The following is a 23,331-nucleotide window of genomic DNA, read 5'->3' as shown; positions in this document are numbered from 1 at the left end:
TTCTGTTCGCCATATACGGTAAGTCGAGACACGCGTCTAGCGTGTACCCGACATAGGCGCCCCCGCGTCACCGTTGACAGGCGCACGCGCCAGGTCGCCAATTCTCCCAATAAAAAGACGGCCCTGGGAGGATGCGATGACCGCGTGGATGTTCGCCGACGTGTGGGAGGCGATCGCCGCCAAGCAGCCCGACCGCCCCGCGCTGATCCAGGGGGAGCGGGTCATCACCTGGGGCCAGTTCGACGCCCGCGCCGACGCCCTGGCCGCCCACATCACCGCCGCCGGCATCAGTCCCAAGGCCAAGATCGCGGCCTATCTCTACAACGGCCCGGAATACATGGAGACCTACTACGCGGCCTTCAAAGCCGGGGTTTCGCCGATCAACACCAACTACCGCTACGGCGGCGAGGAGCTGGTCTACCTCTTCGACAACGCCGACGCCGAGGTGGTGGTCTTCCACGCCCAGTTCGCCGAGATGCTGGACTCCATCCGCGCCCGCCTGCCCAGCGTGAAGCGCTACATCGCCGTGGCCGAGCCGGACTGCCCGGTCCCGGCCTGGGCCGACGACTATGACGCGGTGGTGGCCAAGGCGGCCGCCCCGCGGCCCTTCAAGTCCCCCTGGGGACGCTCGCCCGACGACCTGATGCTGCTCTATACCGGCGGCACCACCGGCATGCCCAAGGGCGTCATGTGGCGGCAGGACGACCTCTTCAACGTCATCGGCGCCGGGGGCCAGGCCCTGCAGGGCGTGCCGCCGCTCACCAGCGCCCAGGAGGCCGCCGACCGGCTGGATCCCAAGGGGCCGCGCCCGCCGCTGAACATCATCTGCTGCCCGCTGATGCACGGCACCGGTCAGTTCTCGGCCTTCATCACCTTCAACCTCGGCGGCGCCGTCGCCGTCCTGCCCTCGCGCCAGTTCAACGCCATCGAGCTGTGGAACGAGGTCGAGCGGCTGTCCGCCGACGGGGTGGTGATCGTCGGCCTGGCCTTCTCCACCCCCATGCTGGAGGCCCTGGAGGCCAATCCCGGGCGCTGGAACCTCTCCAGCGTGAAGTCCATGAGCTCCTCGGGCTCGATGTGGAGCCAGGAGAACAAGCGCGGCCTGCTGCGCCACGTCACCAACGCCATGATCATGGATTCCCTGGGCTCGTCGGAGGCCGTGGGCCTGGGCGCCTCGGCCTCGGCGCCGGGGGCAGAGGTCAAGACCGCCGACTTCATGCTGGGCCCCAACTGCGCGGTGTTCACCGAGGACGGCCGCCGTGTGCAGCCCGGCTCCAACGAGCGGGGCATGGTGGCGGTCTCGGGCTTCCTGCCGCTCGGCTACTACAAGGACCCCGAGAAGACCGCCAAGACCTTCCAGATCATCGAGGGCCAGCGCTGGAGCGTCCCCGGCGACTGGGCCATGGTCAACGCCGACGGCTCCCTCAAGCTGCTGGGCCGCGGCTCCCAGTGCATCAACACCGGCGGCGAGAAGGTCTTCCCCGAGGAGGTGGAGGAGGCGCTGAAGAACCACCCCCATGTCCGCGACGCCGTCGTGGTGGGGGTTCCCGACGTGCGGTTCGGCGAGCGCATCTGCGCGGTGGTGGAGCCTGACGGCGCCGTGGAGCTGACCCTGCCCGACCTCTCGGCCCACGTCCGCGCCCAGCTGGCCGCCTACAAGGCGCCGCGCGAGCTGGTGATCGTGGACTCCATCGGCCGCGCCCCCAACGGCAAGGTCGACTACAAGGCGGTCAAGGACCGGGCGCTGAAGAGCCTGGGCGTCTCGGCCTAGAGCCTGTCCGTTTCAGATGGACTCATCTGAAACGGATAAACAGGCTCGGTCTCTTAAGTTTAGAGCGTGACGGGCGCCTGAACCGGCAGCCACTTCAGGCTGTCGCGCTCTAGGCGTTGGCGTCGCGCTCGTAGCGGTCCACCACCTGGGCCAGGCCCGCCAGGATCGCCTCGCGGGTGGCCGCATCGGCCTCGGTGCGGTGCAGCAGGCGCAGGGACGACAGGTGCACCTGGACGCCGCGGTCGTCCCGACGGCCGGCCTCCCCCGAACGGTCCAGCAGCTCGCACAGCGAACGGGCGGCCGTGGCCAGGCTGTCGTCGGCGAACACCCCGCAGAAGGCGATCAGCCGGGCCGACTGCTCATAGACCGCCTCCGGGTCGAAGCCGGGGGTGGCCACCAGGGCCTCCATGGCCTCCAGGGCCTGGTCCACCTCGGTCAGACAGGTCTCGCGAGAAGCCTCGATCGCCGCGTCGCCGCGCTTCAGGGCCTCGGGGACATACATGCCGCCGGGCGCCTTGATCAGCTTGGAGAGGTTGGTCGTGACGTGGAACTTGCGGACGACGCTCATAGGGCGACTTTCTGCGGGGCGATGATGTTGTTCAGTTCGTCCTGGGACAGGTTATCGCCAGCGAGGGCGGCGACCTCCGCCGGCTTGTCGTCGCGGCGGCGGCCGTCGGGGAAGTCCGCGGGCATTCCCGACTGTTTGAAGCGTCGATCGGGGCCGATATAGGTGTCGGTCTCGATGAACATCCGCCGCCCCTGGGCCACCCAGATAATCCGCTCCAGGATGACCTTGGGGGTGATGGGCTTGGTGATGATGAAGTTGGCGCCGCAGTCGCGAGCCTGCATGACCTGGGTTCGGCGCGAGTGCGCGGTGACCACGATGGCCGGAATGGTTCGCGTCGCCTCACCGCTCTCGTGCCGCAGCCAGCGGACGAAGGCGTAACCATCCATCACCGGCATCTGGCCGTCGGTCAGGATGATGTCGATGCGGCGGCTCTTGACGATCTCCATCGCCTCCATGGCGCTGGAGGCGCGCTGCAGATCCTTCATGCCGAAGCTGCTGAGCACGCTGGCCAGGAGGTCGAGCGCCTGGGCGTTGTCGTCGACGATCAGGCCGGCGGCGTTCTCCAGATTCAGGCGCGTCGTGCTCTGCATGTCCCCACCTGAACCGTCATCGGTAAACGAGGCCTTTTCAACAGGTCATTTACCCAATTCGGGGGCATGAATGGACACTTCGTCACAGGATTCGCCATGCGACCCATCGCCCTCGCTCCCCTGCTCGCCGTCCTCGCCCTGGCCACCGACGCCGGAGCCGGACAGGGCGGCAACGTCGCGGCCCTGGTGGCGAGCCCCGCCTTCAAGACCGCGGTCGCCAAGCTCGACGCCGACCACGACCGCACCGTGGCCGACATCGTGGCCCTGACCGAGATACCCGCCCCGCCCTTCAAGGAGACCGCCCGGGGCCAAGCCTATCTCGCCCGTCTCAAGGCCCATGGCCTCAGCGAGGTGGAGATGGATCCCGAGGGCAATGTCATGGGCGTTCGCCCCGGCGCGAAGACCGGGGGCAAGGGCCCCTATGTGGTGATCGCCGCCCACCTGGACACCGTCTTCCCGGAGGGGACCGACGTGAAGGTCCGCCGCGAGGGGACGAAGCTCATGGCGCCCGGGATCGGCGACGACACCCGCTCGCTGGCCGTCCTGCTGGCCTATCTGCGGGCCATGGACGCCGCGGGGATCCGGACCACCTCGGACATCCTCGTCGTCGGCAATGTCGGCGAGGAGGGGGCCGGCGACCTGCGCGGGACCCGCTACCTGTTCAAGAGCGGCAAGTACAAGGGCCGGATCAGCGCCTTCTTCTCCATGGACGGCAATGACCCGTCCCGCTTGGTCGACCAGGGGGTGGGGTCCAAGCGCTATCACGTGATCTTCCGCGGCCCCGGCGGCCACAGCTATGGGGCCTTCGGCATGGTCAATCCGATGGCGGCCATGTCCCGGGCCGTGGTCGACCTCTACGCCGTCAAGCCGCCGGCCACGCCCAAGACCACCTATTCGGCCAGCGTCACGGGCGGCGGGACGAGCGTGAACGCCATCCCGAATGAGGTCTTCATGGACTTCGACATGCGCTCGGAGAGCGCCGTCGAGCTGGCCCGGCTGGACAGCCAGCTGCAGACGATCCTGACCCGGGCCGTCGAGGACGAGAACGCCGCCCGCTCCACCCGTTACGGCAAGGTCAGCTTCGAGGCCAAGGTCATCGGCGAGCGCCCGGCCGGCCACACAGATCCCAACGCCGCGATCGTCACCCAGACCCACGCGGCCATCGCCGCCCTAGGCTTCACGCCCGGCCACGACGCTTCTTCCACCGACGCCAATGTGCCCATGAGCCTGGGGATCCCCGCGGTCACCATCGGATCTGGCGGCAAGGGCGGCCGGGCGCACGCCCTCGACGAATGGATCGACGTGGAGAAGGCCCCCAGCGTGAAGGGCATGAGCGTCGGTCTGGCGGCCCTGCTGGCGGTGGCGGGGGTGGAATGATCCCACCGCGGGAAGGGCGTTAGCCCTTCGGGCCAGCGTTGGACTTGTTCTTCTTGAAGGGCTTCTTGAAGCCCCCCTCCTTGGGCGGGCCCTTGAAGGGGGCGCCGCTCTTGGGCGGACCCTTGAAGTTCTCCGGCTTGCCCTTGTAGCCGCCGCCCTCCTTGGGCGGGCCCTTGTAGGGGCTGTCGCTCTTGCCCTTGTACTCAGAGCGCGGCGCGGCGTCGCCCTTGCCCTTGTAGGCCGGACGCGGGCCGGTCTTGAAGGACCGCGCCGGGCCGTCGGAGGGCGCGCTCCGCGGGGGGCCGCCGGCGCCGCGCGGCGGGGCGGTCTTCTGCCCCGAGGCCGGGGCCACGGTGGGCTCGATCTTGATCTCGTCGTTGATCGTGGCCTTCACGGCGGCGGCGAACTTCGCCTCGGCGTGCCGGGCGATCTCGAACTTGGTGTCCTGGTCGAAGATCTTGATGGAGCCGATCTCGGGCTTGGTCACGTGGCCCAGGCGGCAGATCATCGGGATCAGCCACTTGGGGTCGGCGTTCTTGGCGCGGCCGACATTGATGCGGAACCATGTGACCTCGTTGGGGTCCAGCCGCTCGGGACGGCCCACCGGGCCCTCGCGGTCGGGGCTCCAGCGGTCGGCGCGGGGCATGGGACCCGAGGACGAGCCCGACTGGCCGTCGCGGGGATCGGTGTGCAGGTCCTCGGCGGCCGGCAGGCGCGAGCGGTGCAGGCGGATCAGGGCCGCGGCCACCTCCTCCGGCGTCCGCGTGGCCAGGACCAGCTTGGCGAGCGCCATGTCTTCTTCCGCGAGGGGCTCGGTGAGGATCGGGTCCTCCAGCAGCCGGGTCTGGTCGCGCTCGCGGATCATTTCGGGGGTCGGCGGCCCCTGCCACACGGCCTCGATATTGGCCGAGGCCAGCAGTTGCTCGGCCTTGCGGCGGCGCGTGTAGGACACCAGCAGGACCGAGACGCCCTTCTTCCCGGCGCGGCCCGTGCGGCCCGAACGGTGCAGCAGGCCGGCCTTGTTCACCGGCAGGTCGGCGTGGATCACCAGGCCCAGGTCAGGCAGGTCGAGGCCGCGGGCGGCCACGTCGGTGGCGACACAGACCCGGGCCTGGCCGTCGCGCAGGGCCTGCAGGGCGTCGGTGCGCTCCCGCTGGCCGAGCTCGCCGGAAAGGCCCACCACGGCGAAGCCCCGCTCGCGCAGGGCCGCATGCATGTGGCGAACGCCCTCACGGGTGTTGCAGAACACCAGGGCCGAGGGGCTCTCGAAGAAGCGCAGCACGTTGACGACGCCGTTCTCGACCTCGTTGGGGGCCACGCGGATGGCGCGGTATTCGATGTCGCCATGCGGTTCGTGGCGGTTGGAGGTGTCGATCCGCACCGCGTCCTTCTGGTAGCGCTTGGCCAGGGTCGCGATCTCGCGGGCGATGGTGGCCGAGAACAGCAGGGTCCGGCGGTCGGCCGGCGCGGAGTCCAGGATCTCCTCCAGGTCCTCGCGGAAGCCCATGTCCAGCATCTCGTCGGCCTCGTCGAGCACGACGACGCGCAGGGCCGAGAGGTCGAGATTGCCGCGCTCCAGGTGGTCCTTCAGGCGGCCGGGGGTGCCCACCACGATGTGCACGCCGTTGGCCAGGGCCCGCTGCTCGCGCCGCGGGTCCATGCCGCCAACGCAGGTTTCCACCCGGGCGCCGGTCTGGGCGTAGAGCCAGGTCAGTTCGACGCTGACCTGCATGGCCAGTTCGCGGGTCGGCGCGATCACCAGGGCCAGGGGCGAACCGGCCGGCCCGAACGTCTCGGCGCCCTCCAGCAGGGTGGGTCCGGCGGCCAGGCCGAAGGCCACGGTCTTGCCGGAACCGGTCTGGGCAGAGACCAGCAGGTCGCGGCCAACGGCTTCCTCCGCCAGCACGGCGTCCTGGACAGGGGTGGGCTCGGCATAGCCATGGGCCGCCAGAGCGCGCTCCAGGGCCGGGTGGGTCGGGGGGAAGGGCATTTGTGTCGATAGTCCGATCGGTCAACCGCGGCGCTGAGAAAACGCCGGGGGGCGCGGCTAATGGCGCCACGGCGCGGCTTATACAAGCCCGCGCGTCAGAAATCCCGCGGAATACTTGCGAGCCCCTCGCGGATCGAAACGCCAACTCAGCCGTTTAGAGCCCATGGCATATACGATGAAGAACGGTCGCACCCCGCCCACCACAACGGGGGAAGGCGTGCTGTCCTATGCGGGCTTCAAGGGAAATGTCGCCTACGAGATCATCGGGGCGCTGGCCGGCCTTCGCCAGGGCGGCGCGGCCCTGCGCGGCTCCTTCATGACCACCGAGGAGATCGCCGACGCCGCCTTCAAGGCCTGCGACGGCCACCTGCGCCTGGCCGACGGCAAGGAATACCGCATCACCATGGTGGGCTACACCCCGGGCAGCGCCACCGGATACTTCGAGCTGAAGATCTAGAGCAGCCCTCCCTCCCCTTCATGGGGAGGGGCAGGCCGCGAGAGCGGCCAGGGTGGGGAATACGGGCCACATGCCCCACCCGTCGGGCGTTCCGCCGTCCACCCTGCCCATGAAGGGGAGGGAGATATACCTCACCCGCCCCCATACCCGCAGATGATCGGCAGCACCTCGCCGGTGATGAAGCTCGAGCACTGGGCCGAGGCCAGGAAGACATACGCCGGGGCGATCTCCTCCGGCTGGGCGGGCCGCCCCATGGGGGTCTGCGACCCGAACTTTGAGGTCTTCTCCGCGTCCTTGTCGGCGGGGTTGAGCGGGGTCCAGACCGGGCCGGGCGCGACGGCGTTCACCCGGATGCCCTTGTCGATCAGGTGGGTGGCCAGCGACCGGGTGAAGGCGTGGATGCCGCCCTTGGTCATCGAGTAGTCCAACAGGTCCTTGTTGCCTTCGATGCCGGTGATCGAGCCGGTGTTGAGGATCACGCCGCCGGGCTTCATCGCCGCCACCGCCGCCTTGGCCATGTAGAAATAGCCATAGAGGTTGGTCTTGATCGTCAGGTCGAAGTGCTCGTCGGTGAGATCGAGGAAGTCGCCTACATGCTCCTGGTAGGCGGCGTTGTTCACCAGGATGTCGAGCTTGCCCAACTCGCCCACCGTGCGAGCCACGGCGTCGCGGGCGAAGCCGGGAACCGAGACGTCCCCGGCGATCAGGATGGCGCGGCGCCCCTCGGCCTCCACCGCTTTCTTGGTGACCAGGGCGTCCTTCTCCTCGGTCAGGTAGGCGATGGCCACGTCGGCGCCCTCGCGGGCGAACAGGATCGCCACCGCGCGGCCGATGCCGGAATCGGCCCCGGTGATGAGGGCCACCTTGTCCTTCAGCTTGCCCGAACCGGTCCAGAAGGGCGCGTCGTACATCGGCTGCGGATCCAGGGCCGCTTCGCTACCGGGCTTGTCCTGGCGCTGCCTGGGGAAGGGCGGGACTGGATACTCCCGCGCCCCGGCCTGCATGGCCTTGGGCTTCTCGGGCGCGAAGGACCGCTCCTCGGCCGCCTCCACCTGATCCTGCACCTTGCGGCCCTGCTCGGCCTTGGCTTCAGCTTGGCTGTTGGGGATCTCGGACATGGAAAGCTCCTGCGCAGACTGGTGCGCAGATAGCGGCGAAAGCCGGGATCTTGTTCCCAGCCTACGCCGCCTTCTGAAGCTCCTGCTTCACCCGCTCGGCGAGGGTCTTGATGTCGATGGGCTTGGGCAGGAAGGAGACGTTGGTCTCGCCTTCCAGCAGGTTGGAGAACTCGGCCTCGGCATAGCCGGAGATGAACATCACCGGGGCGCCGGCCAGGTAGATGCGGGCCTGCTTCAGCAGATCCGGGCCCTGCATGCCGGGCATGACCACGTCGGAGATCATCAGGTCGATGGTGCCGGCGTGCTGTTCGGCCAGGTCCAGGGCTTCCTCGCCGGAGGCGGCCTCGATCACCTCGTAGCCGCGGGCGCGCAGCAGCTTGGCGGCGACGCCGCGCACGGCGTCCTCGTCCTCGACGAACAGGATGCGCCCGGCGCCGGAGAGATCGCGCGCCGCCGGCCGGGTGGCCTTGGGGACCAGGGGCTTGTCCAGCACCGCCGGGGCCGCGTGGACCGGCAGGAAGATGCGGAAGGCCGCGCCTTCGCCGGGACGGGAGTCGACGCTGATCCAGCCGTCGGACTGCTTGACGATGCCATAGACCGTGGCCAGGCCCAGGCCCGTGCCCTCCCCCACCGGCTTGGTGGTGAAGAAGGGGTCGAAGATCTTGTCCACCACGTCGCTGGCGATGCCGGGCCCGTCGTCGGAGACCTCGATCAGGGCCTGTTCCCCCTGGGCGGAGGGATAGCCGAGCGCATGGGCCTCGGCCTCGGTGACGCGGGCGGTGCGGATGGTGACGCAGGAGCCGCCGTTCATGCGGGTGGCGTCGCGGGCGTTGACCGCCAGGTTCATCACCGCGGTCTCCAGCTGGCCGCGGTCGGCCCGCACGTGGGGCAGGTTGCGGCCGTACTCGGTCTCCAGCCGCACGTCCTCCTGCAGCACCCGGCGCAGCAGCACCTCGAACTCGCTGATCAGTTCGCCCAGGTCGAGGATCTCGCGCTGGACGGTCTGCTTGCGGGAGAAGGCCAGCAGCTTGCGCACCAGGTCGGCGGCGCGGGTGGAGGTGGAGCGGATCTCGCTCAGGCCCTCATAGGAGGGGTCCCCCACCGGGTGGCGCGTCGACAGCACGTCGAGCTGCATGAAGATGGCGGTGAGCAGGTTGTTGAAGTCGTGGGCCACGCCGCCGGCCAGCTGGCCGATGGCCTGCATCTTCTGGCTCTGGGCCAGCTGCAGCTCGATCTGCTTCTGCTCGGAGACGTCCACCAGATAGGCCACCCAGCGGCCGGAGCCCTTGGAGAGATAGAGGTGGGCGATCTTGGTGGGGTCCTTGGCCAGCCGGACTTCCAGGGCCCCGGCGCTGGCCGTGCCGTCCTTCAGCTTCTGGGCGGCGTCGGCGCGGCTGGCGGTCTCGATCAGGTCGCCGAACACCGAGCCCACCCCGCCATAGCCCGGCGCGGCGGCGAGGGTCGGATTGGCCTCGATGATGGTGGCCTCTAGGGGATCGTCTCCCTCCAGTAGGGCCGCCCCGAAGGGCGAGGCCGCGGCGAAGGCGTCGAGCACCTTGGGGGGCGGCGGCACGGCGGCGGAAAAGGCGGTGAGCACCTCCATCGCCGCCGACGGCAGGGCGAGCGGCTCGGCGGGGCCGGCGGCCAGGCGCACCAGGAAGCGGCGCTCGCCGAGCGGCGAGATGGTGGCGTTGTGTTCCGCGCCGTTGGCCCGGATCGAGGCCTGGGCGGTGAGGCCGCGGCGGGCTGAGGTCAGGGCCGAGAACAGGCTGGCGGCGGACGGTCCGCCCTTGGGAAGGCGCGGGGCCATGCCCAGCACGGTCTTCCAGGCGCCGTTGGCGGCGTGGATGCGGCCGTCGGCGGCGGCGATGGCGGCCGGTTCGGACAGGGCCTCGATCAGCTTGTCGGCGCCGGGCTCGCTCTCGGCGGCGGCTTCGACCGAGCCGCGCAGGGCGAAGAGACCCAGGCAGGCGACGCCCGCCAGGCCGATCAGCAGCATCAGGCCGGCCAGGGTCGCGGGCCCGGCGTTGATGGCCGGGGCGGCGGCGAAGGCGACGGCCATGAGGAAGAACACCACCGCCGCGGCGGTCAGCGGATCAAACCGGCGTTTTGCGGTCGGCTCAGCCATGGGGTGTCCCAGGCGGGCGCCCTGAACGGGTTGGCCCGGCGAATCGGTGTTCAGCATACATGAAGCCCAGAGATTACGCGGCTTTACGGTGAATGGGGATGGTGCGGCGTCAGGCGTCCGGCGGGGGTCGGATCATCCGCCGACCCGGGCGCGCATCGGCGCCATCTTCGGCTTGGCCTTCTGCGCGGTCTGCATGATGAAGCCGATGATCTTGGCCACGGCCTCGTAGTGCTTCTGGGGGATGAAGTCCTCGATCTCCACCGAGGCGTAGAGCGAGCGGGCGAGCGGCGGATCCACGATCACCGGCACGCCGGCGTCCTCGGCCACCTTGCGGATGCGCAGGGCGACGTTGTCCATGCCCTTGGCGACGCACTGCGGGGCGGACTCCGCCCCATCCTCGTACTTCAGGGCGACGGCGTAGTGGGTCGGGTTCATCACCACCACGGTGGCGTTTGGAACGTTCTGCATCATCCGCGAGCGGGCGCGCATCATCCGCAACTGCTTCTGCTTGCCCTTGATATGGGGGTCGCCCTCGGTCTGCTTGTATTCTTCCTTCAGCTCTTCCTTGCTCATCCGCATGCGGGCGGTGAAGCGCTGCTTCTGCCAGAACCAGTCGAGGCCCGCGATCAACAGCAGGAAGCCGGCGATGGAGAAGGTGAGCCGGCGGATGATGTCGACAGCGAAGGGCAGGATCGACATGGCGTCCATGGCCGCCAGGTTGGACAGCTCGGCCATGTGCGGCTTGACCACCAGGTAGCCGATCCAGGCCACCAGGGCGATCTTCACCAGGGATTTGACGAACTGCATCAGGGCGTCGATGCCGAACATCCGCTTGAGGCCGCCCACCGGCGAGACCTTCTTGAAGTCTATCTTCAGCTTGTCGGGGCTGAACATCAGGCCGGTCTGGATGACGTTGCCGGCGACCCCGGCCAGGGCCGCGGCGCCCATCACCCCCAGGATCAGCGGCGCGGCCGCCCCCATGACGTGCCGCAGCACCCCCTGCCCGCCGCCGCCCTCCAGGCTGATGGACTGCGGATGGGCGATGAAGGGCACCAGGGCGTTGGCCAGGTCCCGCGACATCCAGCCGCCGGCCACGGCGATGACGCTGGCGGAGGCGGCGAAGGCGGCGAGCGTCGGCAGGTCGGCGGTCTTGGCGACGTCGCCCTTCTCGCGGGCCTTGCCCAGCTTCTGGGCTGACGGTTCTTCTGTTTTTGACTCGGGATCTGTGTCGTCGGCCATCTCAGCCTCCGAAGATCATGAGCAGGTCGCGGTAATGGCTCATCCAGACCGTCCCGATGACCCCCAGGCTGAGCGCCAGGATCGACAGGCCGAAGATCACCATCAGGGGCGAGGCGACGAAGAACACCTGGAACTGCGGCATCACCCGGCCCACCAGGCCGGTGGCGATGTTGAACACCAGGGAGAAGACCAGAATCGGCGCCGAGAGCTGCACGCCGAGCTTGAAGCAGCCGGCCACGGTCTGGACGGCGAGCGTCGCGGAGTCGGTCACCGGCAGGTCCCGGGTGAAGGGGAACAGGGTGTAGGACTTCACGATGGCGGCCAGGAACAGGTGGTGCAGGTCCGTCACCATGATCAGCACCAGGCCGATCAGCCCCAGGAAGGTGCTCACCGTCGAGGAGCCGGGCGCCACGCCGGGCGCGGCGGTCTGGGCGAAGGACAGGGTGGTCTGGATGGAGATGATCTCGCCGGCCGTGGCCAGGGACATCAGGAAGATGCGCAGGATCGAGCCGATCATCAGGCCGATCAGCACCTCCTTGAGGATGCCTGTGATCATGCCCCCCACGGCGTTCGGCACCGGCGGCAGGTGCGGCGCCACCACCGGCATCAGCATCAGGCTCATGACGAAGGCGAAGGCCAGGCGGATGCGGGGCGGCACGGTGGTGTCGCCGATCCCCGGCATGAGCATGACCAGGGACGACAGCCGCGAGAAGATCAGGCCGGCGACATAGACCTGCTGGGCGGTGGCGTAGGATTCCACCGGACCGTCCTCACATCGCCGCGATGCGCGCGGCGATGTGGCGCATGAAGCTGCTCATCAGGGCGCCCATCAGCGGCAGGAAGATCAGCAGCGACACGAAGATGGCCACGATCTTCGGCGCATAGACCAGGGTGGCCTCCTGGATCTGGGTCAGGGCCTGCATCAGGCCGATGCCCACCCCCACCACCAGGCCCACGATCAGCACCGGCGCGCAGAGCTGCAGGGTCAGCCAGATGGCGTCCCGACCGACGTCCAGAACCTCGGCGCCGTTCATGAAAGGCCTCTCGAAAGGGGGAATTGAAGACCCCTCCATGTGGCGCGGACATGGTTAACGAAGGGCTACCGGCCGTTAATGCTCAACTGGTTCGTCGATCCTCCGGAGGGGCTGCGGCCCCTCGGCCATCACCTCGCCAGCCCCCTCGCCGCCTCCGCCGGGCTGGCCTTGGCGGTGTCGCGGTCGACGCTGTAGTTGGCGGCCTGCATGGCCGCCACCGGGATCGAGCCCACCAGCGGTTTCAGCGCGGCGATCAGCCGCTGATCGCCGGCCCGCTTGGGCGAGATCAGGATCACCGCGTCATAGGGCGGCAAGGCGCCCTTGGGATCGGTGAGCACCAGCAGCTTGTCCGCGGCGATCCGGCCATCGGAGGAGAAGGCCGAGATCACGTCGGCCTCGCCGCCCGACAGCGCCCGGTACATGAAGGTGGGCTGGAAGGACCGCTGGGCCTTGAACTTGAAGCCGTAGGCGGCGTCGACGGCCTTCCACTCCGGCCGCGACAGGAACTCGATGTCGGTCCCCAGGGTCAGCTTGGGCGCCTCCCGCGCCAGGTCGGCCAGGCTGACGATCCCCAGGGCCTTGGCCCGGTCGGCCTTCATGGCGAAGGCGTAGGCGTTCTCGAAGCCCAGCGAGCCCAGGACGGTCACCCCGTCCCGGTTCTTGAGTTCGGTGGTGAGGCCCTCCAGCACCGCCTGGCGGCCCGGATTGTCCTGCCGGTTCAGGACGTTGGTCCAGAGCGTGCCGGTGTAGTCGACATAGACGTCCAGCTCTCCGGCGGCCAAGGCGCGGTAGGCCACCGCCGAGCCCAGGTCTTCCTTGCGGTTCACGCTGGCCCCGGCCTTCTCCAGTCGGTCGGCCATCAGCTCGGCCAGGATGTACTGCTCGGAGAAGTTCTTGGCGCCGACCACATAGCTGGCCGGCTTGCCGAAGCTCACCAGGGGCAGCAGGGCCACCGCCACCCCGACCAGGAGCCCCACGGCGCCGCCGATCATCAGCCGCCGGTCGCGTTTGGCCGCCCCGGTCTCGATCAGGCCCAGCAGTTGGTCGGCGGTCATGGCCAACACCGCCGAGGCGGCGCAGCCGAACAGGACGCTGACCCAGTTCTCGGTCTGCAGGCCGGCGAAGATGTAGTTGCCCAGGCTGGTCTGACCGACCGGCGTCGAGAGCGTCGCGGCCCCGATGGTCCAGACCGCGGCGGTGCGGACGCCGGCCATGATCACCGGCATGGCCAGGGGCAGCTCCACCTGGAACAGCTTCTGGCGGGCGGTCATGCCCACCCCGTCGGCGGCCTCGCGCACCGCCCGGTCGACGCCGAGGATGCCGGTGGTGGCCGTCCGCAGGATCGGCAGCATCGAGTAGAGGGTCAGGGCCAGCAGGGAGGGCAGGAAACCCAGGGCCGAGAAGCCGTGGCCGAAGGTGGAGAGGCTGAGGGCCGAGACCGCCAGCAGCAGGGGATAGAACAGGGCCAGCAGGGCCAGGCTGGGGATGGTCTGGATCAGGCCGGCGAAGGCCAGGACCGGCCAGCGCAGGCGCGGGCTGCGGCTGGCGGCCACCGCCAGGGGCAGGCTGATGACCAGGCCGAGCGCCAGGGCGCTGGCGCTCAGCAGGACGTGCCAGGCGAGGTATTCCGGAAGCAGGGCCCAGGCGGCCGCGAGACGGGGACTCACGCCGCGCCTCCCAGGCGCTCGGCCAGGCGCTGGGCCTGCCGCCTGGGCGCGTCCAGCAGGGCGCGCACATCCGGGTCCTGGCTCCGCCGGCTGAGCTCGGCCGGCCCGCCGTCGGCGACGATGACGCCGGCCTTCAGCACCACGATGCGGTCAGCCAGCAGCACGGCCTCGCTCATGTCGTGGGTGACCATGACGGTGGTGAGGGCAAGCTGGTCGTGCAGGGCGCGGTAGTCGGTGCCGAGCTGGTCGCGGGTCACCGGGTCCAGGGCCCCGAAGGGCTCGTCCATCAGCATGATCTTGGGCTCGGCCGCCAGGGCGCGGGCCACCCCCACCCTCTGCCTCTGGCCTCCGGACAGGGCGGCCGGCAGCCGGGCGCCCATCTCGGCCGGCAGGTCCACCAGACCCAGCAGGTTGGCGACGCGGCCGGCGATCCGCTCCTGGGGCCAGCCCAGCAGCCGCGGCGTGATGGCGATGTTCTCGGCCACGGTGAGGTGCGGGAAGAGGCCGATCTCCTGGAACACGTAGCCGATCCGGCGGCGCAGGACGTGGACGGGAACCGCGCCCGCGTCCTCCCCCATCACCCGCACCGTCCCGGCGTCGGGGGCCACCAGGCCGTTGATGGTCTTGAGCAGGGTGGTCTTGCCCGAGCCCGAGGGGCCCACCAGGGCCACGAACTCGCCCGGGGCGATGGCCAGGCTGACACCCGCCAGGGCGGCGTGCGCGCCGTAGCGCTTCTCGATGGACGAAAGTTCGATCGCGGTCTGGGCCATGCCCGGACCTTAGCGAACGAAGCTCAGATCGGCATACGCATGATTTCTTGATAGGCGCTGATCACCTGGTCGCGGACGGCCATCACCGTCTCCAGGCTGGCCTCGGCCGCCGAGATCGAGGTGACCACGTCGATCAGCTCGGCCTTGCCGGCCACATTGGCCTTGATCTGGTTTTCCGCGTGCTTGGAGGCCTGCATGGCGTCGGTCATGGCCGACTTCACCATGGCCCCGAAGTCCAGCCCGCCCTCGGCGGAGCCCCCGATCGGCTTGGAGCCCCCGATCCCTTGAGTGGAAGCGTAGGCCTTGGCGGCGGCGAGCGCGGTCATCATGGCCTAGGATCCTATCGCTTCAGCAGATCGAGGGTGCGCGTCTCCATGGCGCGCGCCGTCTCGATCACGTTGAGGTTGGCTTCGTAGGCCCGCTGGGCCTCCTTCATGTCGAGGGCCTCGATCAGCGGGTCGACATTGGGGGTCTTCACATAGCCCTTGGCGTCGGCCGAGGGATGGCCGGGCTCGTACTCGGTCTTGAAGTCGCTCATGTCCTGGGCGACGCGAGTCATGCGGACCCCCATGGCGCCGTCGATCTTCACCGCGGTGAGCACCGGCGCCTGCCGGCGGTAGGGATCGCCACCGGCGGTCTTGGAGGTGGAATTGGCGTTGGCCAGGTTCTCGGCGATGATCCGCATCCGCGCCTGCTGGGCGCGCAGGGCCGAGGTGGCGATGGCCTGGGCGGCGCCGCTGACGGGCTTGATCTCAGGCATCTATGGCGTCCTAGCGACCCGGCGCCCGCGCGGCCATCCGCAGCAGGTTCAGGGATTTCTGGTAGAAGCCGATGGCCGCGTCGTAGCTCATGCGGGCGTCGGACATCTTCAGCATCTCCTCCTCCAGCACGACCGAATTGCCGTCGAGCGTGGTCTCGGAGTCCTTCATGGTCTGGGCCTTGAAGGCCCGCGTCGCCCCGCCCCTCTGGCTGGGGGGCAGCATGTGGCCCGGCTGGGTCACCGCCTGCATCCCGGCCCCGCTGGTGGCCAGCTTCATCTGGGCGGCGAAGTCGTAGGGCTTGAGATCCTTGGGCGCGAAGCCCGGGGTCTCGGAGTTGGCGACGTTCTGGGCGATCAGCTTCTGCCGCTCGGACAGGTAGCCGAGCCGGCTGCGCAGCATCGAGAACAGGGGGATGTCGCCGATATCCATGCCGAACATGGTGAATAAATAGGGTTAATCGCTCCTTAAGACCCTTGCGGCACTCCTGGCCCTGACCGGCGCTTTCGGCCGGCCGTCTCCATATTCGTCTCATCGCGATGGACTTCGCCATCTTCGCCCGGGCCGTGTTCGCCCTGGCCGTGACCCTGGGGCTCGTGGGCCTGGCCGCCGTCGCCCTGCGCCGGTTCGGGCCGGAGGCGCTGGCGCGCCTGGCCCCCACCCGCAAGGACCGCCGCCTGGCGGTGGTGGAGAGCCTGGTGCTCGATCCGGCGCGCCGCCTGGTCCTGGTGTCCTGCGACGGCGAGGAACGTCTGCTGCTGCTGGGGGAGGGCCAGGTCCTGCCCCCCGTGAAGAAGGGCCGCGCCTGATGGCCGGAATGTTCAAATCCGTCACCGAGCTGCGCGCCGAGGACTGGCGCAAGGCCTTCCTGCTGGCGGCGCTCGCCACCCTGGCCAGCCTCGTGGTCCCGGCCACCGCCCTGGCCCAGGCGGTGAACATCAACCTCGGCACCGGCGCCGGCCTGACCGAGCGGGTGGTCCAGTTGATGGGCCTGCTGACGGTCCTGTCCCTGGCCCCCTCCATCGTCATCATGACCACCTCCTTCGTGCGGATCGTGGTGGTCCTGTCCCTGCTGCGCACGGCGCTGGGCCTGCAGCAGAGCCCGCCCAACGCGGTGATCATCAGCCTGGCCCTGTTCCTGTCGGCCATCGTCATGGGCCCGACGATGCAGAAGTCCTACGACGAGGGGATCAAGCCCCTGCTGGACCAGCAGATCGAGCTGCCCCAGGCCTTCGACGCCGCCAGCGATCCCCTGAAGACCTTCATGCTGGCCCAGGTGGACCGCGAGGACCTGGCCCTCTTCGTGCGCCTGTCCAAGATCGAGCGGCCCAAGACCGTGCAGGAGATTCCCATCCGGGTGGTCACCCCGGCCTTCATGATCTCGGAGCTGAAGCGCGCCTTCGAGATCGGCTTCCTGCTCTTCGTCCCCTTCCTGGTGATCGACCTGGTGGTGGCCAGCGTGCTGATGAGCATGGGCATGATGATGCTGCCGCCGGTGGTGGTGTCCCTGCCCTTCAAGCTGATCTTCTTCGTCCTGGTGGACGGCTGGCGGCTGGTGGCGGGCAGTCTGGTGGAAAGCTTCCAGCGCGGGGCCGGCGGAGGCTGATCAGCCCTTCTTCGCCGCCGGGGCCGCCGCCTGGGCGGTCTTGGCCGGCACCGGCGTGGCCGCCGTGCGCAGGCCCACGGGCGCGGGCTTGTCGCGGAACTTGACCTTCATCTTGCCGACCCAGCCCGCGAAGGCCTCGTTGTCGGCGGTGATGCGGCCGAAGTCGGCGACGCTGAGCCGGCCGTCCTGGACGCCGGACAGGGCCACCCGCAGGGCGTCGGGGTTGCGCGCCTGGTCGGTGAAACCCTGATAGCGTTCGCGCAGGCGGGCCAGAGCGATGTCCTCGCCCGCCAGGCTGTAGGCGACGCCGGCGCGCAGCAGCTTGCCCTCCTCGTCGCTGGCCAGCGGGCCCGGCCCCTTCCAGCGGTCGCCGAGGGATTTCTCGAACAGGATCCCGGCGCCGGCCCAGTCCTTCTTCTTCCACACGACCTCGGCGCGCAGGTCCGAGCCCTCCTTGGAGGTGTCGCGCTCGATGACCTCCAGGGCCGCGTCGAGGCGGCCGAGGTTCATCAGGGCGCGGGCCTCCACCAGGCGGCGCTCGTTGTTGAGGGCGATGGGCAGGATGGTGGTCCGCGAGGCGTTGATGGCCCCCAGCGCCTGCTCGGGCTTGCGGTCCATCAGGTAGATGACCGCCAGGTCCGTGGCCACCTGGGCGCGCGGCACGCCGTCGAGGCGGTTGTCGGCCTGGTACTTCAGGAGGTCGGCGGCCTGGTCCAGCAGGTCGACGTCCACCAGCCGGCGGACCAGGCGCCGGACCATCAGGTCGCCGTCGGCGCCCAGGGGGGTCAGCTCCTTGAAGTCGAAGAACAGGGCGAGCGCCTGGATCGGCTCAAGGCCATCGGCGGCGCCGTCCAGGAACAGGCTGCGGAAGGCGTTGGCCAGGTCGCTCTGCAGCTGCAGGGCCTCGGGCAGGTCGGGCAGGCGCTGGCCCGCCGACCGCAAGGCCTCCAGGGCCTCGCGATAGCGGCCCTGGTTCAGATAGAGCTGGCCCAGCGCGCGGATGGTCTCCAGTTCGGTGGAGTCGCCGCGCCAGCGGTAGCGCAGGCCGTCGAAGACGTCGGCGGCCTGGACCGGGGTGATCTTGCCCGCGGTCAGGCGGATCTGGGTGGCCCGCAGCAGGGCCGGCGCCGAGATCGATTCCACCGGCGCGCCGGTGAGGGCGGCGTAGATGCGCAGGGCGCGGTCGGGATGGCCCTGGGCCTCCACCACCTTGGCCTGGATCAGCCGGGTCGCCAGCTCCTCCAGGGGTTCGGTGCGGTCCATCAGGGCCAGCTTGATGCGGGCGTCGGCGCCGTCGATGTCCCCCAGGGCCAGGGCCGCCTCGGCGTCGGCGCGGGCGAAGCGCGCCTTCCAGACCGGCGTGAACTGGTTGAAGGCCTCGGCCCCGGCGGCGAACTGGCTGCGGGCCTCCGGCCATTGGGCCAGCTGGGCGGCGATATAGGAGCGCCACAGGGCCGCCGAAGGATCGTCGGCCAGGATCGGGGCGGAGAAGTCGGCCTGGGCCTCCTTGTACCGGCGCGCCATGACCCGGGCGATGCCGCGCAGGCCGCGGAACTCCGGGTCCTCCAGCAGCTCCTGGTGGGTGCGGGCGGTGTCGTTCAACACCCCGATGGCCTCGAAGGACAGCTCCGAGCCCACCAGGAAGCGGGCCAGCGCCATGCGCGCGGCCACGGGGGCGTCGCGGCCCTGGGCGGCCTCCTCCATGGAGGCGTTGAGCAGGCCGTTGTAGCGGGCGAGGAAGCCGCCGTGACCGGTCTTGGGCCAGTTGGCGTAGTCGATCAGGGCCGGCATGCCCGCCGGCTGCGGCGCCCCGAGCTCCGCCTCGGCCCGCTCCACCCCGGCCGAGGCGGGCGACAGGGTCAGGCCGGCCGGCCGCCCGATCTGCACCAGATCGCCGTCGTGGGAGAGGGAGAGGTCCTCGACATAGGACTCCAGGGCCAGGCCCTGGGCAGACGGCAGGACCGCCATCTGGACGTATTCGCGGCGGCTCGGCACGCCCTTGGAGGGGCCGAGCGCGGTGACCACCGACAGGGCGTCGCCGACGACCGGGTCATCGACCCTGACCGTCCGGGTGGTTCCGGAGACCACGGCCTTCAGGGCGGCGGGGCCGCCGACGTCGTCGCGGACGATCCGGACCTGGCTGCTCTGGCTCTGGGCGCCGGGGCCGATGGCGACGGTCCAGACCGCGCCCACGGACGAGGCGAAGAAGGGGGTGCCCTTGGGAGCGGCGATGCGCACCGCCGAATAGTCGGCGCCCTTGAAGCTCTGCACCTTCGAGAACTGGCGAAGGCCCCGAGGGGCCCTGGACACGTCGAGATCGGCGGGGGCGTCGAACACAACCCATATGGCGTCGCCGCGCCGGAAGACCGCCGCGCCGTTGGGATTGGCCCAGGGAAAGCTCAGCAGCACCTGGCCGTTGGCCAGCTTGGCCTCCATCTGGACGACCCCGCCGGCGGGGACCGGGTTGGGCCGCGCCGGCTCCGGCTCGGTCACCGGCGGCGCGGTCTCGGCGATCTCCGGCTCCGGCGGCGGCGGCCGTTCGAAGAGATTGACATAGGTGGCGCCGTCGGCGGTCCCGACCTTGGCGTCGGCGTCGTCGGCCAGGGTCAGGACCAGTTCCAGCCCACCGCCGGAATGGCGCGCCTCGGCGGTCTTCAGCCAGCGGGGGGGATCGACCCGCAGCCGGGCGATATCGGGATTGGCGTCCCGGTTGAACTTCAGGGTCAGGACCTGGCCGTCACGCTTGGTGATGGTCCGCGCGCCGCCCGCCCAGTGTAGCTCGATGCGCGAGAAGTCCTTGGCCTGGGCGACATGCACGTCCAGCGGCCCGCGGGGGGCGACCTGCACCGGCGTCGTGGCGGCCACGCCCGCAGGCGCGATCACCCCGGCGATGCAGATCGCCGCGACGCTGGAGTGGAGGGCCCGGCGCAGGCTCAAGGAACTAGCCGGCCTTCGGCGGAGCCGCCGCGGCGGGGGCGGCGGGCTGGGCGGCGGCCGGCGTCGCCGGAGTCGCGGCGGCCTGCTTGACCGGGGCGGCCTTGGCGGCGGGCTTGCGGGCGGCGACCTTCTTGGGCGCGGCCTTGGCCTTGGGCTTGGCGGCGGGCGGCGCGGCGGCCTTCTCGGCGGTGGGGTCGGCCGCGGCCTGCTGCTGCGCCGAGGGGGTGGAGGCCGCGGCGTTGGTGGCGGCCGCGTCGGCGGAGGCGGCCACCTTGCGGGCGTCGGCGAAGCGGCGCGACAGGCTCTCGGTCAGACGCTTGGCCTCGGCCGGCGGCATGGCCGCGATGATGGCCGACAGGGCGCGTTCCTTCATCTTGCCGGCGATGGGCAGGCGCACGGAGTCGTCCAGCAGCACCATGCGCGGGGCGGCGTCCTTGGCCTTCATGCCCTCGAACACCTTCACCAGCCGGTCGACCTCGGCCTGCTCCTTGCCGTCGGCCTGGTTGAGCAGCGACTGCACGTCGCCCTTCAGCCCGGTCAGGGTCTTGACCTTGGCGTCCAGCTTGGCCTCGGCGGCGGCCAGCAGGGCGAGCTGGACGTCCATGTCCTGCTCGCGCTGATCCAGCTGGCCGCGGCGGGAGCCGAGGCTTTGCAGGATCTGCAGTTCGGCCGGCGAGAGACCGGCCTCCTTGGCCAGCTCCGCCGCGGTGGGGGCGCAGACGGCCGGGGCCCGCGGCGCGGCGGGCGCCAGGGTCGAGGCGTCCAGGGCCGAGCCGATGGCCGCGCCCTCGGCGCCGGCCTTGCCCTCGGTGGCCTTCTCCTCGACCGCCTTCTCGCCCTTGCCGCCCTTGAGCGGCTTTGCCGCTTCCTCGGCGAAGGCCTTGGCGCCGGAGATCATGTCGGGCAGCGAGCGGGCGCCGGCCATGGCGTTGACCGCCAGGACCCCGGCGGCGGCGATGCCCACCAGGGGCAGGATGCGGGGGATGTTCTTCATCGGCGGGCTCCACCCATGGCCACGCGCTCGGCGGGGCCATCGAACAGGTCGTCTTCGAAACGGGGACGCTGGCGCGTCGGGGCGATGTCGGGCCGCGCGAACCGCTCGGGCTCGGGCCGCGCGCGGGGCTCGCGGGCCGCCGACAGCAGGGCGCCCAGGCGGTGGGTGACGCGCTCGACGTCGGCCACGTCGACCTCGGCCTCTTCCTGGCGGAAGGCGACGCGGGCGGCGCGGGGCGAGCTCGCCGCCGCGGCCGGGGGCGCGCCCTGCAGCTGGCGATCGAGCTTGGCGGTCAGGGCGCGGGCCTTCTCGATGCGGTCGGCCAGGGCGTCGGTGGCCTCGTCGGTGGCGGCGCGCAGATCGGCCAGGCCCTGTTCGGCGCGGGCGGCGGCGACGTCCAGCTCCGCCACGGCGCGGGCGAAGCCGTCATGGCTGTCGCGCAGGTGCTTCAGGCGGATGTTCAGCCGGAAACCCATCATCAGGGCGGCGACCAGCAGGCCCGCCAGCATGAGGTTCATCCCAATGGCGATCAGGCTCATTTCAACCTCTGGATGGCGCGCCGGGCGTGGGGCGTCAGGGGCGCCTCCACACGGACGGCGATGTGGTGGTTGCGGCGGCCCATGCGGCCCCGCGTCAGGGGAATGGTTCCGGCCCGCAGCTCGATAAGGCTGTCGGGGGTGGCGTTCAGCATGATGGTCTGGCCGACCTCGAGGTTCAGGACCTCCTTGAGGCTGATCTGCTGCTCGTCCAGGACGGCGCGGACCTCCATCTGGGTGGTCCAGAGTTCGGTGGCCAGGTGGCCTTCCCAGATGTTGTCGCGGCCGAACTTCTCGCCCATGAACTGCTGCAGCAGCATCTTCCGGATGGGCTCGAGGGTGGCGTAGGGCAGCAGCAGCTCGATGCGGCCGCCGCGGTCCTCCATGTCCACCCGCAGCTTGACCAGGATCGCGGCGTTCGGCGGGCGGGCGATGGCGGCGAAGCGCGGATTGGTCTCCAGCCGGTCGAGGGTGAAGGTCACCGGGGTCAGGGGCTCGAAGGCCAGCTTGGCGTCGGCCAGCACCACCTCGACCATCCGCTGCACCAGCACGCGTTCGATGGTGGTGTAGGGGCGGCCCTCGATGCGCATCGCCGCGGTGCCGCGGCGGCCGCCCAGCAGCACGTCGACGATGGAGTAGATCAGGTTGGAGTCGACGGTCAGCAGACCGTAGTTCTCCAGCTCCTCGGCCTTGAACACCGACAGGATGGCCGGCAGGGGGATCGAGTTCAGATAGTCGCCGAACCGGATCGAGGAGATGTTGTCGAGGCTGACCTCGACGTTGTCGGAGGTGAAGTTGCGCAGGGAGGTCGTCATGTACCGCACCAGGCGGTCGAAGACGATTTCCAGCATCGGCAGGCGTTCGTACGAGACGAGCGCGGAGTTGATGATGGCTCGGATGCCCGAACGCTCGGCCGCCTCCTCGTCGGACAGATCGAAGCCCAGAAGGCTGTCGATCTCATCCTGGTTGAGGATGCGCTCAGACCCGATCAGGCTCTCGCCGGACGCCTCTGCGTCCGACCAGTTCTCGCCCTCGGCGGCGTTGGGGTTTTCGAGTTCATCGTCCATGGGAGCACGCCAACCAGGGATAGGCCCTAGTTGATCAACATCTCCTCAATGAGGACCGCATTTACTTTTGAGGGGGCGATGACGAGGTTCACCCGGCGCAGGATCTCCATGCGCAGCTGGTAGGACCCCTGGCTGCCCTGCAGGTCCTCCGGGCGCAGCTCGCGCAGGAAGGTCTGGAACATGTCCTGCAGCCTGGGCATGTTCGGCTCCAGCAGGTCCACGGTCTCCTGGTCGGGGACCTCCAGGGTGAGCTTCAGCTTCAGGAAGGTGGCGCGGCCGTCGGCGGTCTGCATGTTCACCACCACATTGGGCATGGTGTAGAACAGGACGCCGTCCGGGCCCTCGGCGATGGTGCCGATGGTCTTCTCTTCCTTGCCCTTCTCGCCCTTCTTTTCCTTCTTCTTGTCCTTGCCGTGCTCGTCGGCCTTGGCGTGAGCCTCGTCGGGCTTGGGCTTGAGGAAGATGAAGGCCGCGGTTCCGCCGCCACCCAGGACCAGCACCGCGGCGACGCCGGCGATGATGATCATCTTCATGGGCAGCTTCTTCTTGCCCACGACCGCGCCGTCCTCGCCCTCGGCGGCGGCCTCGCCCTCGGGGGCTTCCTTGACCTTGTCCTTGGCCACGCGCGCGGCTCCTTAGAATCTTACCCCCTGTGCATGGGGCCGACATGGTTAAGGACTGGTTTTTTCGGGGCGCGACGGGGCGGTCCAACCCTGCCCGGCAG

Annotated in this window: 23 protein-coding genes; 5 read left to right on the top strand and 18 right to left on the bottom strand. The window is 69.8% G+C overall.

Annotated features, from left to right (window positions below; translation table 11 throughout):
- The first annotated feature begins 136 nt into the window (after positions 1 to 136).
- Entirely contained in the window at positions 137 to 1,771 is a 1,635-nt protein-coding gene (locus AC1RN5_RS03585) for an AMP-binding protein (RefSeq protein ID WP_493039885.1), read from the top strand.
- Positions 1,772 to 1,880: 109 nt separating this feature from the next.
- On the opposite strand, the gene AC1RN5_RS03580 is transcribed toward AC1RN5_RS03585, so the two are convergent.
- Complete coding sequence (locus AC1RN5_RS03580; RefSeq protein ID WP_493039884.1) at positions 1,881 to 2,339, bottom strand: hypothetical protein; 459 nt, start codon at positions 2,337 to 2,339, stop codon at positions 1,881 to 1,883.
- Entirely contained in the window at positions 2,336 to 2,929 is a 594-nt protein-coding gene (locus tag AC1RN5_RS03575) for a response regulator (protein ID WP_493039883.1), read from the bottom strand. Before AC1RN5_RS03575 ends, AC1RN5_RS03580 begins: the two co-directional genes overlap by 4 nt.
- Before the next feature lie 96 nt (positions 2,930 to 3,025).
- Between AC1RN5_RS03575 and AC1RN5_RS03570 the strand changes: the two genes are divergently transcribed.
- Positions 3,026 to 4,306: a M20/M25/M40 family metallo-hydrolase gene (locus tag AC1RN5_RS03570; RefSeq protein ID WP_493039882.1), complete on the top strand. Its 1,281-nt coding sequence runs from the start codon at positions 3,026 to 3,028 to the stop codon at positions 4,304 to 4,306.
- A 19-nt stretch (positions 4,307 to 4,325) separates the two neighbouring features.
- Here the strand turns inward: AC1RN5_RS03570 and AC1RN5_RS03565 are convergent, their stop codons facing one another.
- On the bottom strand, positions 4,326 to 6,296 hold the full coding sequence (locus AC1RN5_RS03565) for a DEAD/DEAH box helicase (protein WP_493039881.1): 1,971 nt from the start codon (positions 6,294 to 6,296) through the stop codon (positions 4,326 to 4,328).
- Between the two features lie 163 nt (positions 6,297 to 6,459).
- Between AC1RN5_RS03565 and AC1RN5_RS03560 the strand changes: the two genes are divergently transcribed.
- Positions 6,460 to 6,753, top strand: coding sequence for a hypothetical protein (locus tag AC1RN5_RS03560; protein WP_493039880.1), 294 nt, complete (start codon positions 6,460 to 6,462; stop codon positions 6,751 to 6,753).
- Positions 6,754 to 6,884: 131 nt separating this feature from the next.
- Here the strand turns inward: AC1RN5_RS03560 and AC1RN5_RS03555 are convergent, their stop codons facing one another.
- The 10 genes from AC1RN5_RS03555 to flgB all read right to left on the bottom strand — a co-directional run bounded on the left by AC1RN5_RS03555 (position 6,885) and on the right by flgB (position 15,908).
- On the bottom strand, positions 6,885 to 7,871 hold the full coding sequence (locus AC1RN5_RS03555; protein ID WP_493039879.1) for an SDR family oxidoreductase: 987 nt from the start codon (positions 7,869 to 7,871) through the stop codon (positions 6,885 to 6,887).
- Between the two features lie 61 nt (positions 7,872 to 7,932).
- Entirely contained in the window at positions 7,933 to 9,999 is a 2,067-nt protein-coding gene (gene cckA, locus AC1RN5_RS03550; protein ID WP_493039878.1) for a cell cycle histidine kinase CckA, read from the bottom strand.
- A gap of 132 nt (positions 10,000 to 10,131) precedes the next feature.
- The gene (gene flhB / locus AC1RN5_RS03545; protein WP_493039877.1) at positions 10,132 to 11,238 is read right to left on the bottom strand and encodes a flagellar biosynthesis protein FlhB; all 1,107 of its coding nucleotides are present in this window, start codon (positions 11,236 to 11,238) and stop codon (positions 10,132 to 10,134) included.
- Between the two features lies 1 nt (position 11,239).
- A complete protein-coding gene (gene fliR / locus AC1RN5_RS03540) occupies positions 11,240 to 11,998 on the bottom strand; it encodes a flagellar biosynthetic protein FliR (RefSeq protein WP_421932569.1) in 759 nt (252 codons plus the stop codon).
- 10 nt (positions 11,999 to 12,008) lie between these two features.
- Positions 12,009 to 12,272: a flagellar biosynthesis protein FliQ gene (fliQ, locus tag AC1RN5_RS03535; RefSeq protein ID WP_304698743.1), complete on the bottom strand. Its 264-nt coding sequence runs from the start codon at positions 12,270 to 12,272 to the stop codon at positions 12,009 to 12,011.
- Between the two features lie 128 nt (positions 12,273 to 12,400).
- Positions 12,401 to 13,939, bottom strand: a complete 1,539-nt coding sequence (locus AC1RN5_RS03530; protein ID WP_493039876.1) for a glycine betaine ABC transporter substrate-binding protein — start codon at positions 13,937 to 13,939, stop codon at positions 12,401 to 12,403.
- The gene (locus AC1RN5_RS03525; RefSeq protein ID WP_493039875.1) at positions 13,936 to 14,709 is read right to left on the bottom strand and encodes an ATP-binding cassette domain-containing protein; all 774 of its coding nucleotides are present in this window, start codon (positions 14,707 to 14,709) and stop codon (positions 13,936 to 13,938) included. Before AC1RN5_RS03525 ends, AC1RN5_RS03530 begins: the two co-directional genes overlap by 4 nt.
- A 23-nt stretch (positions 14,710 to 14,732) precedes the next feature.
- On the bottom strand, positions 14,733 to 15,038 hold the full coding sequence (gene fliE / locus AC1RN5_RS03520; protein WP_421932572.1) for a flagellar hook-basal body complex protein FliE: 306 nt from the start codon (positions 15,036 to 15,038) through the stop codon (positions 14,733 to 14,735).
- 11 nt (positions 15,039 to 15,049) lie between these two features.
- Positions 15,050 to 15,469: a flagellar basal body rod protein FlgC gene (flgC, locus tag AC1RN5_RS03515; protein ID WP_304698734.1), complete on the bottom strand. Its 420-nt coding sequence runs from the start codon at positions 15,467 to 15,469 to the stop codon at positions 15,050 to 15,052.
- Positions 15,470 to 15,479: 10 nt separating this feature from the next.
- Positions 15,480 to 15,908, bottom strand: a complete 429-nt coding sequence (gene flgB, locus AC1RN5_RS03510) for a flagellar basal body rod protein FlgB (RefSeq protein ID WP_493039874.1) — start codon at positions 15,906 to 15,908, stop codon at positions 15,480 to 15,482.
- 98 nt (positions 15,909 to 16,006) lie between these two features.
- Here flgB and AC1RN5_RS03505 point away from each other — a divergent pair, with 98 nt between their 5' ends.
- Positions 16,007 to 16,276: a flagellar biosynthetic protein FliO gene (locus AC1RN5_RS03505; RefSeq protein ID WP_421932573.1), complete on the top strand. Its 270-nt coding sequence runs from the start codon at positions 16,007 to 16,009 to the stop codon at positions 16,274 to 16,276.
- On the top strand, positions 16,276 to 17,073 hold the full coding sequence (gene fliP, locus AC1RN5_RS03500; protein ID WP_493039873.1) for a flagellar type III secretion system pore protein FliP: 798 nt from the start codon (positions 16,276 to 16,278) through the stop codon (positions 17,071 to 17,073). Before AC1RN5_RS03505 ends, fliP begins: the two co-directional genes overlap by 1 nt.
- Here the strand turns inward: fliP and AC1RN5_RS03495 are convergent, their stop codons facing one another.
- Genes AC1RN5_RS03495 through AC1RN5_RS03475 form a run of 5 tightly spaced genes read right to left on the bottom strand, consistent with a single transcriptional unit; the run spans position 17,074 to position 23,230 of the window.
- Entirely contained in the window at positions 17,074 to 20,010 is a 2,937-nt protein-coding gene (locus AC1RN5_RS03495) for a tetratricopeptide repeat protein (protein WP_493039872.1), read from the bottom strand.
- Positions 20,011 to 20,014: 4 nt separating this feature from the next.
- Positions 20,015 to 21,004: a MotE family protein gene (locus AC1RN5_RS03490; RefSeq protein WP_493039871.1), complete on the bottom strand. Its 990-nt coding sequence runs from the start codon at positions 21,002 to 21,004 to the stop codon at positions 20,015 to 20,017.
- Complete coding sequence (locus AC1RN5_RS03485; RefSeq protein ID WP_493039870.1) at positions 21,001 to 21,543, bottom strand: DUF6468 domain-containing protein; 543 nt, start codon at positions 21,541 to 21,543, stop codon at positions 21,001 to 21,003. The genes AC1RN5_RS03490 and AC1RN5_RS03485 overlap by 4 nt, the downstream gene beginning before the upstream one ends.
- Positions 21,540 to 22,607 (bottom strand): flagellar motor switch protein FliM, encoded by a 1,068-nt coding sequence (gene fliM / locus AC1RN5_RS03480; RefSeq protein WP_304698724.1) that lies wholly within the window; start codon positions 22,605 to 22,607, stop codon positions 21,540 to 21,542. Before fliM ends, AC1RN5_RS03485 begins: the two co-directional genes overlap by 4 nt.
- Before the next feature lie 26 nt (positions 22,608 to 22,633).
- Positions 22,634 to 23,230 carry a flagellar basal body-associated FliL family protein gene (locus tag AC1RN5_RS03475; RefSeq protein ID WP_421932578.1) on the bottom strand — a complete coding sequence of 199 codons (597 nt, stop codon included), beginning with the start codon at positions 23,228 to 23,230 and terminating at the stop codon, positions 22,634 to 22,636.
- Between the last annotated feature and the right edge of the window lie 101 nt (positions 23,231 to 23,331).

The sequence above is a fragment of the Phenylobacterium sp. GW821-FHT12F10 genome (assembly GCF_058806695.1).
Note: the sequence above shows the minus strand (reverse complement) of the source record. Positions and strands in the feature narration are given on the sequence as shown.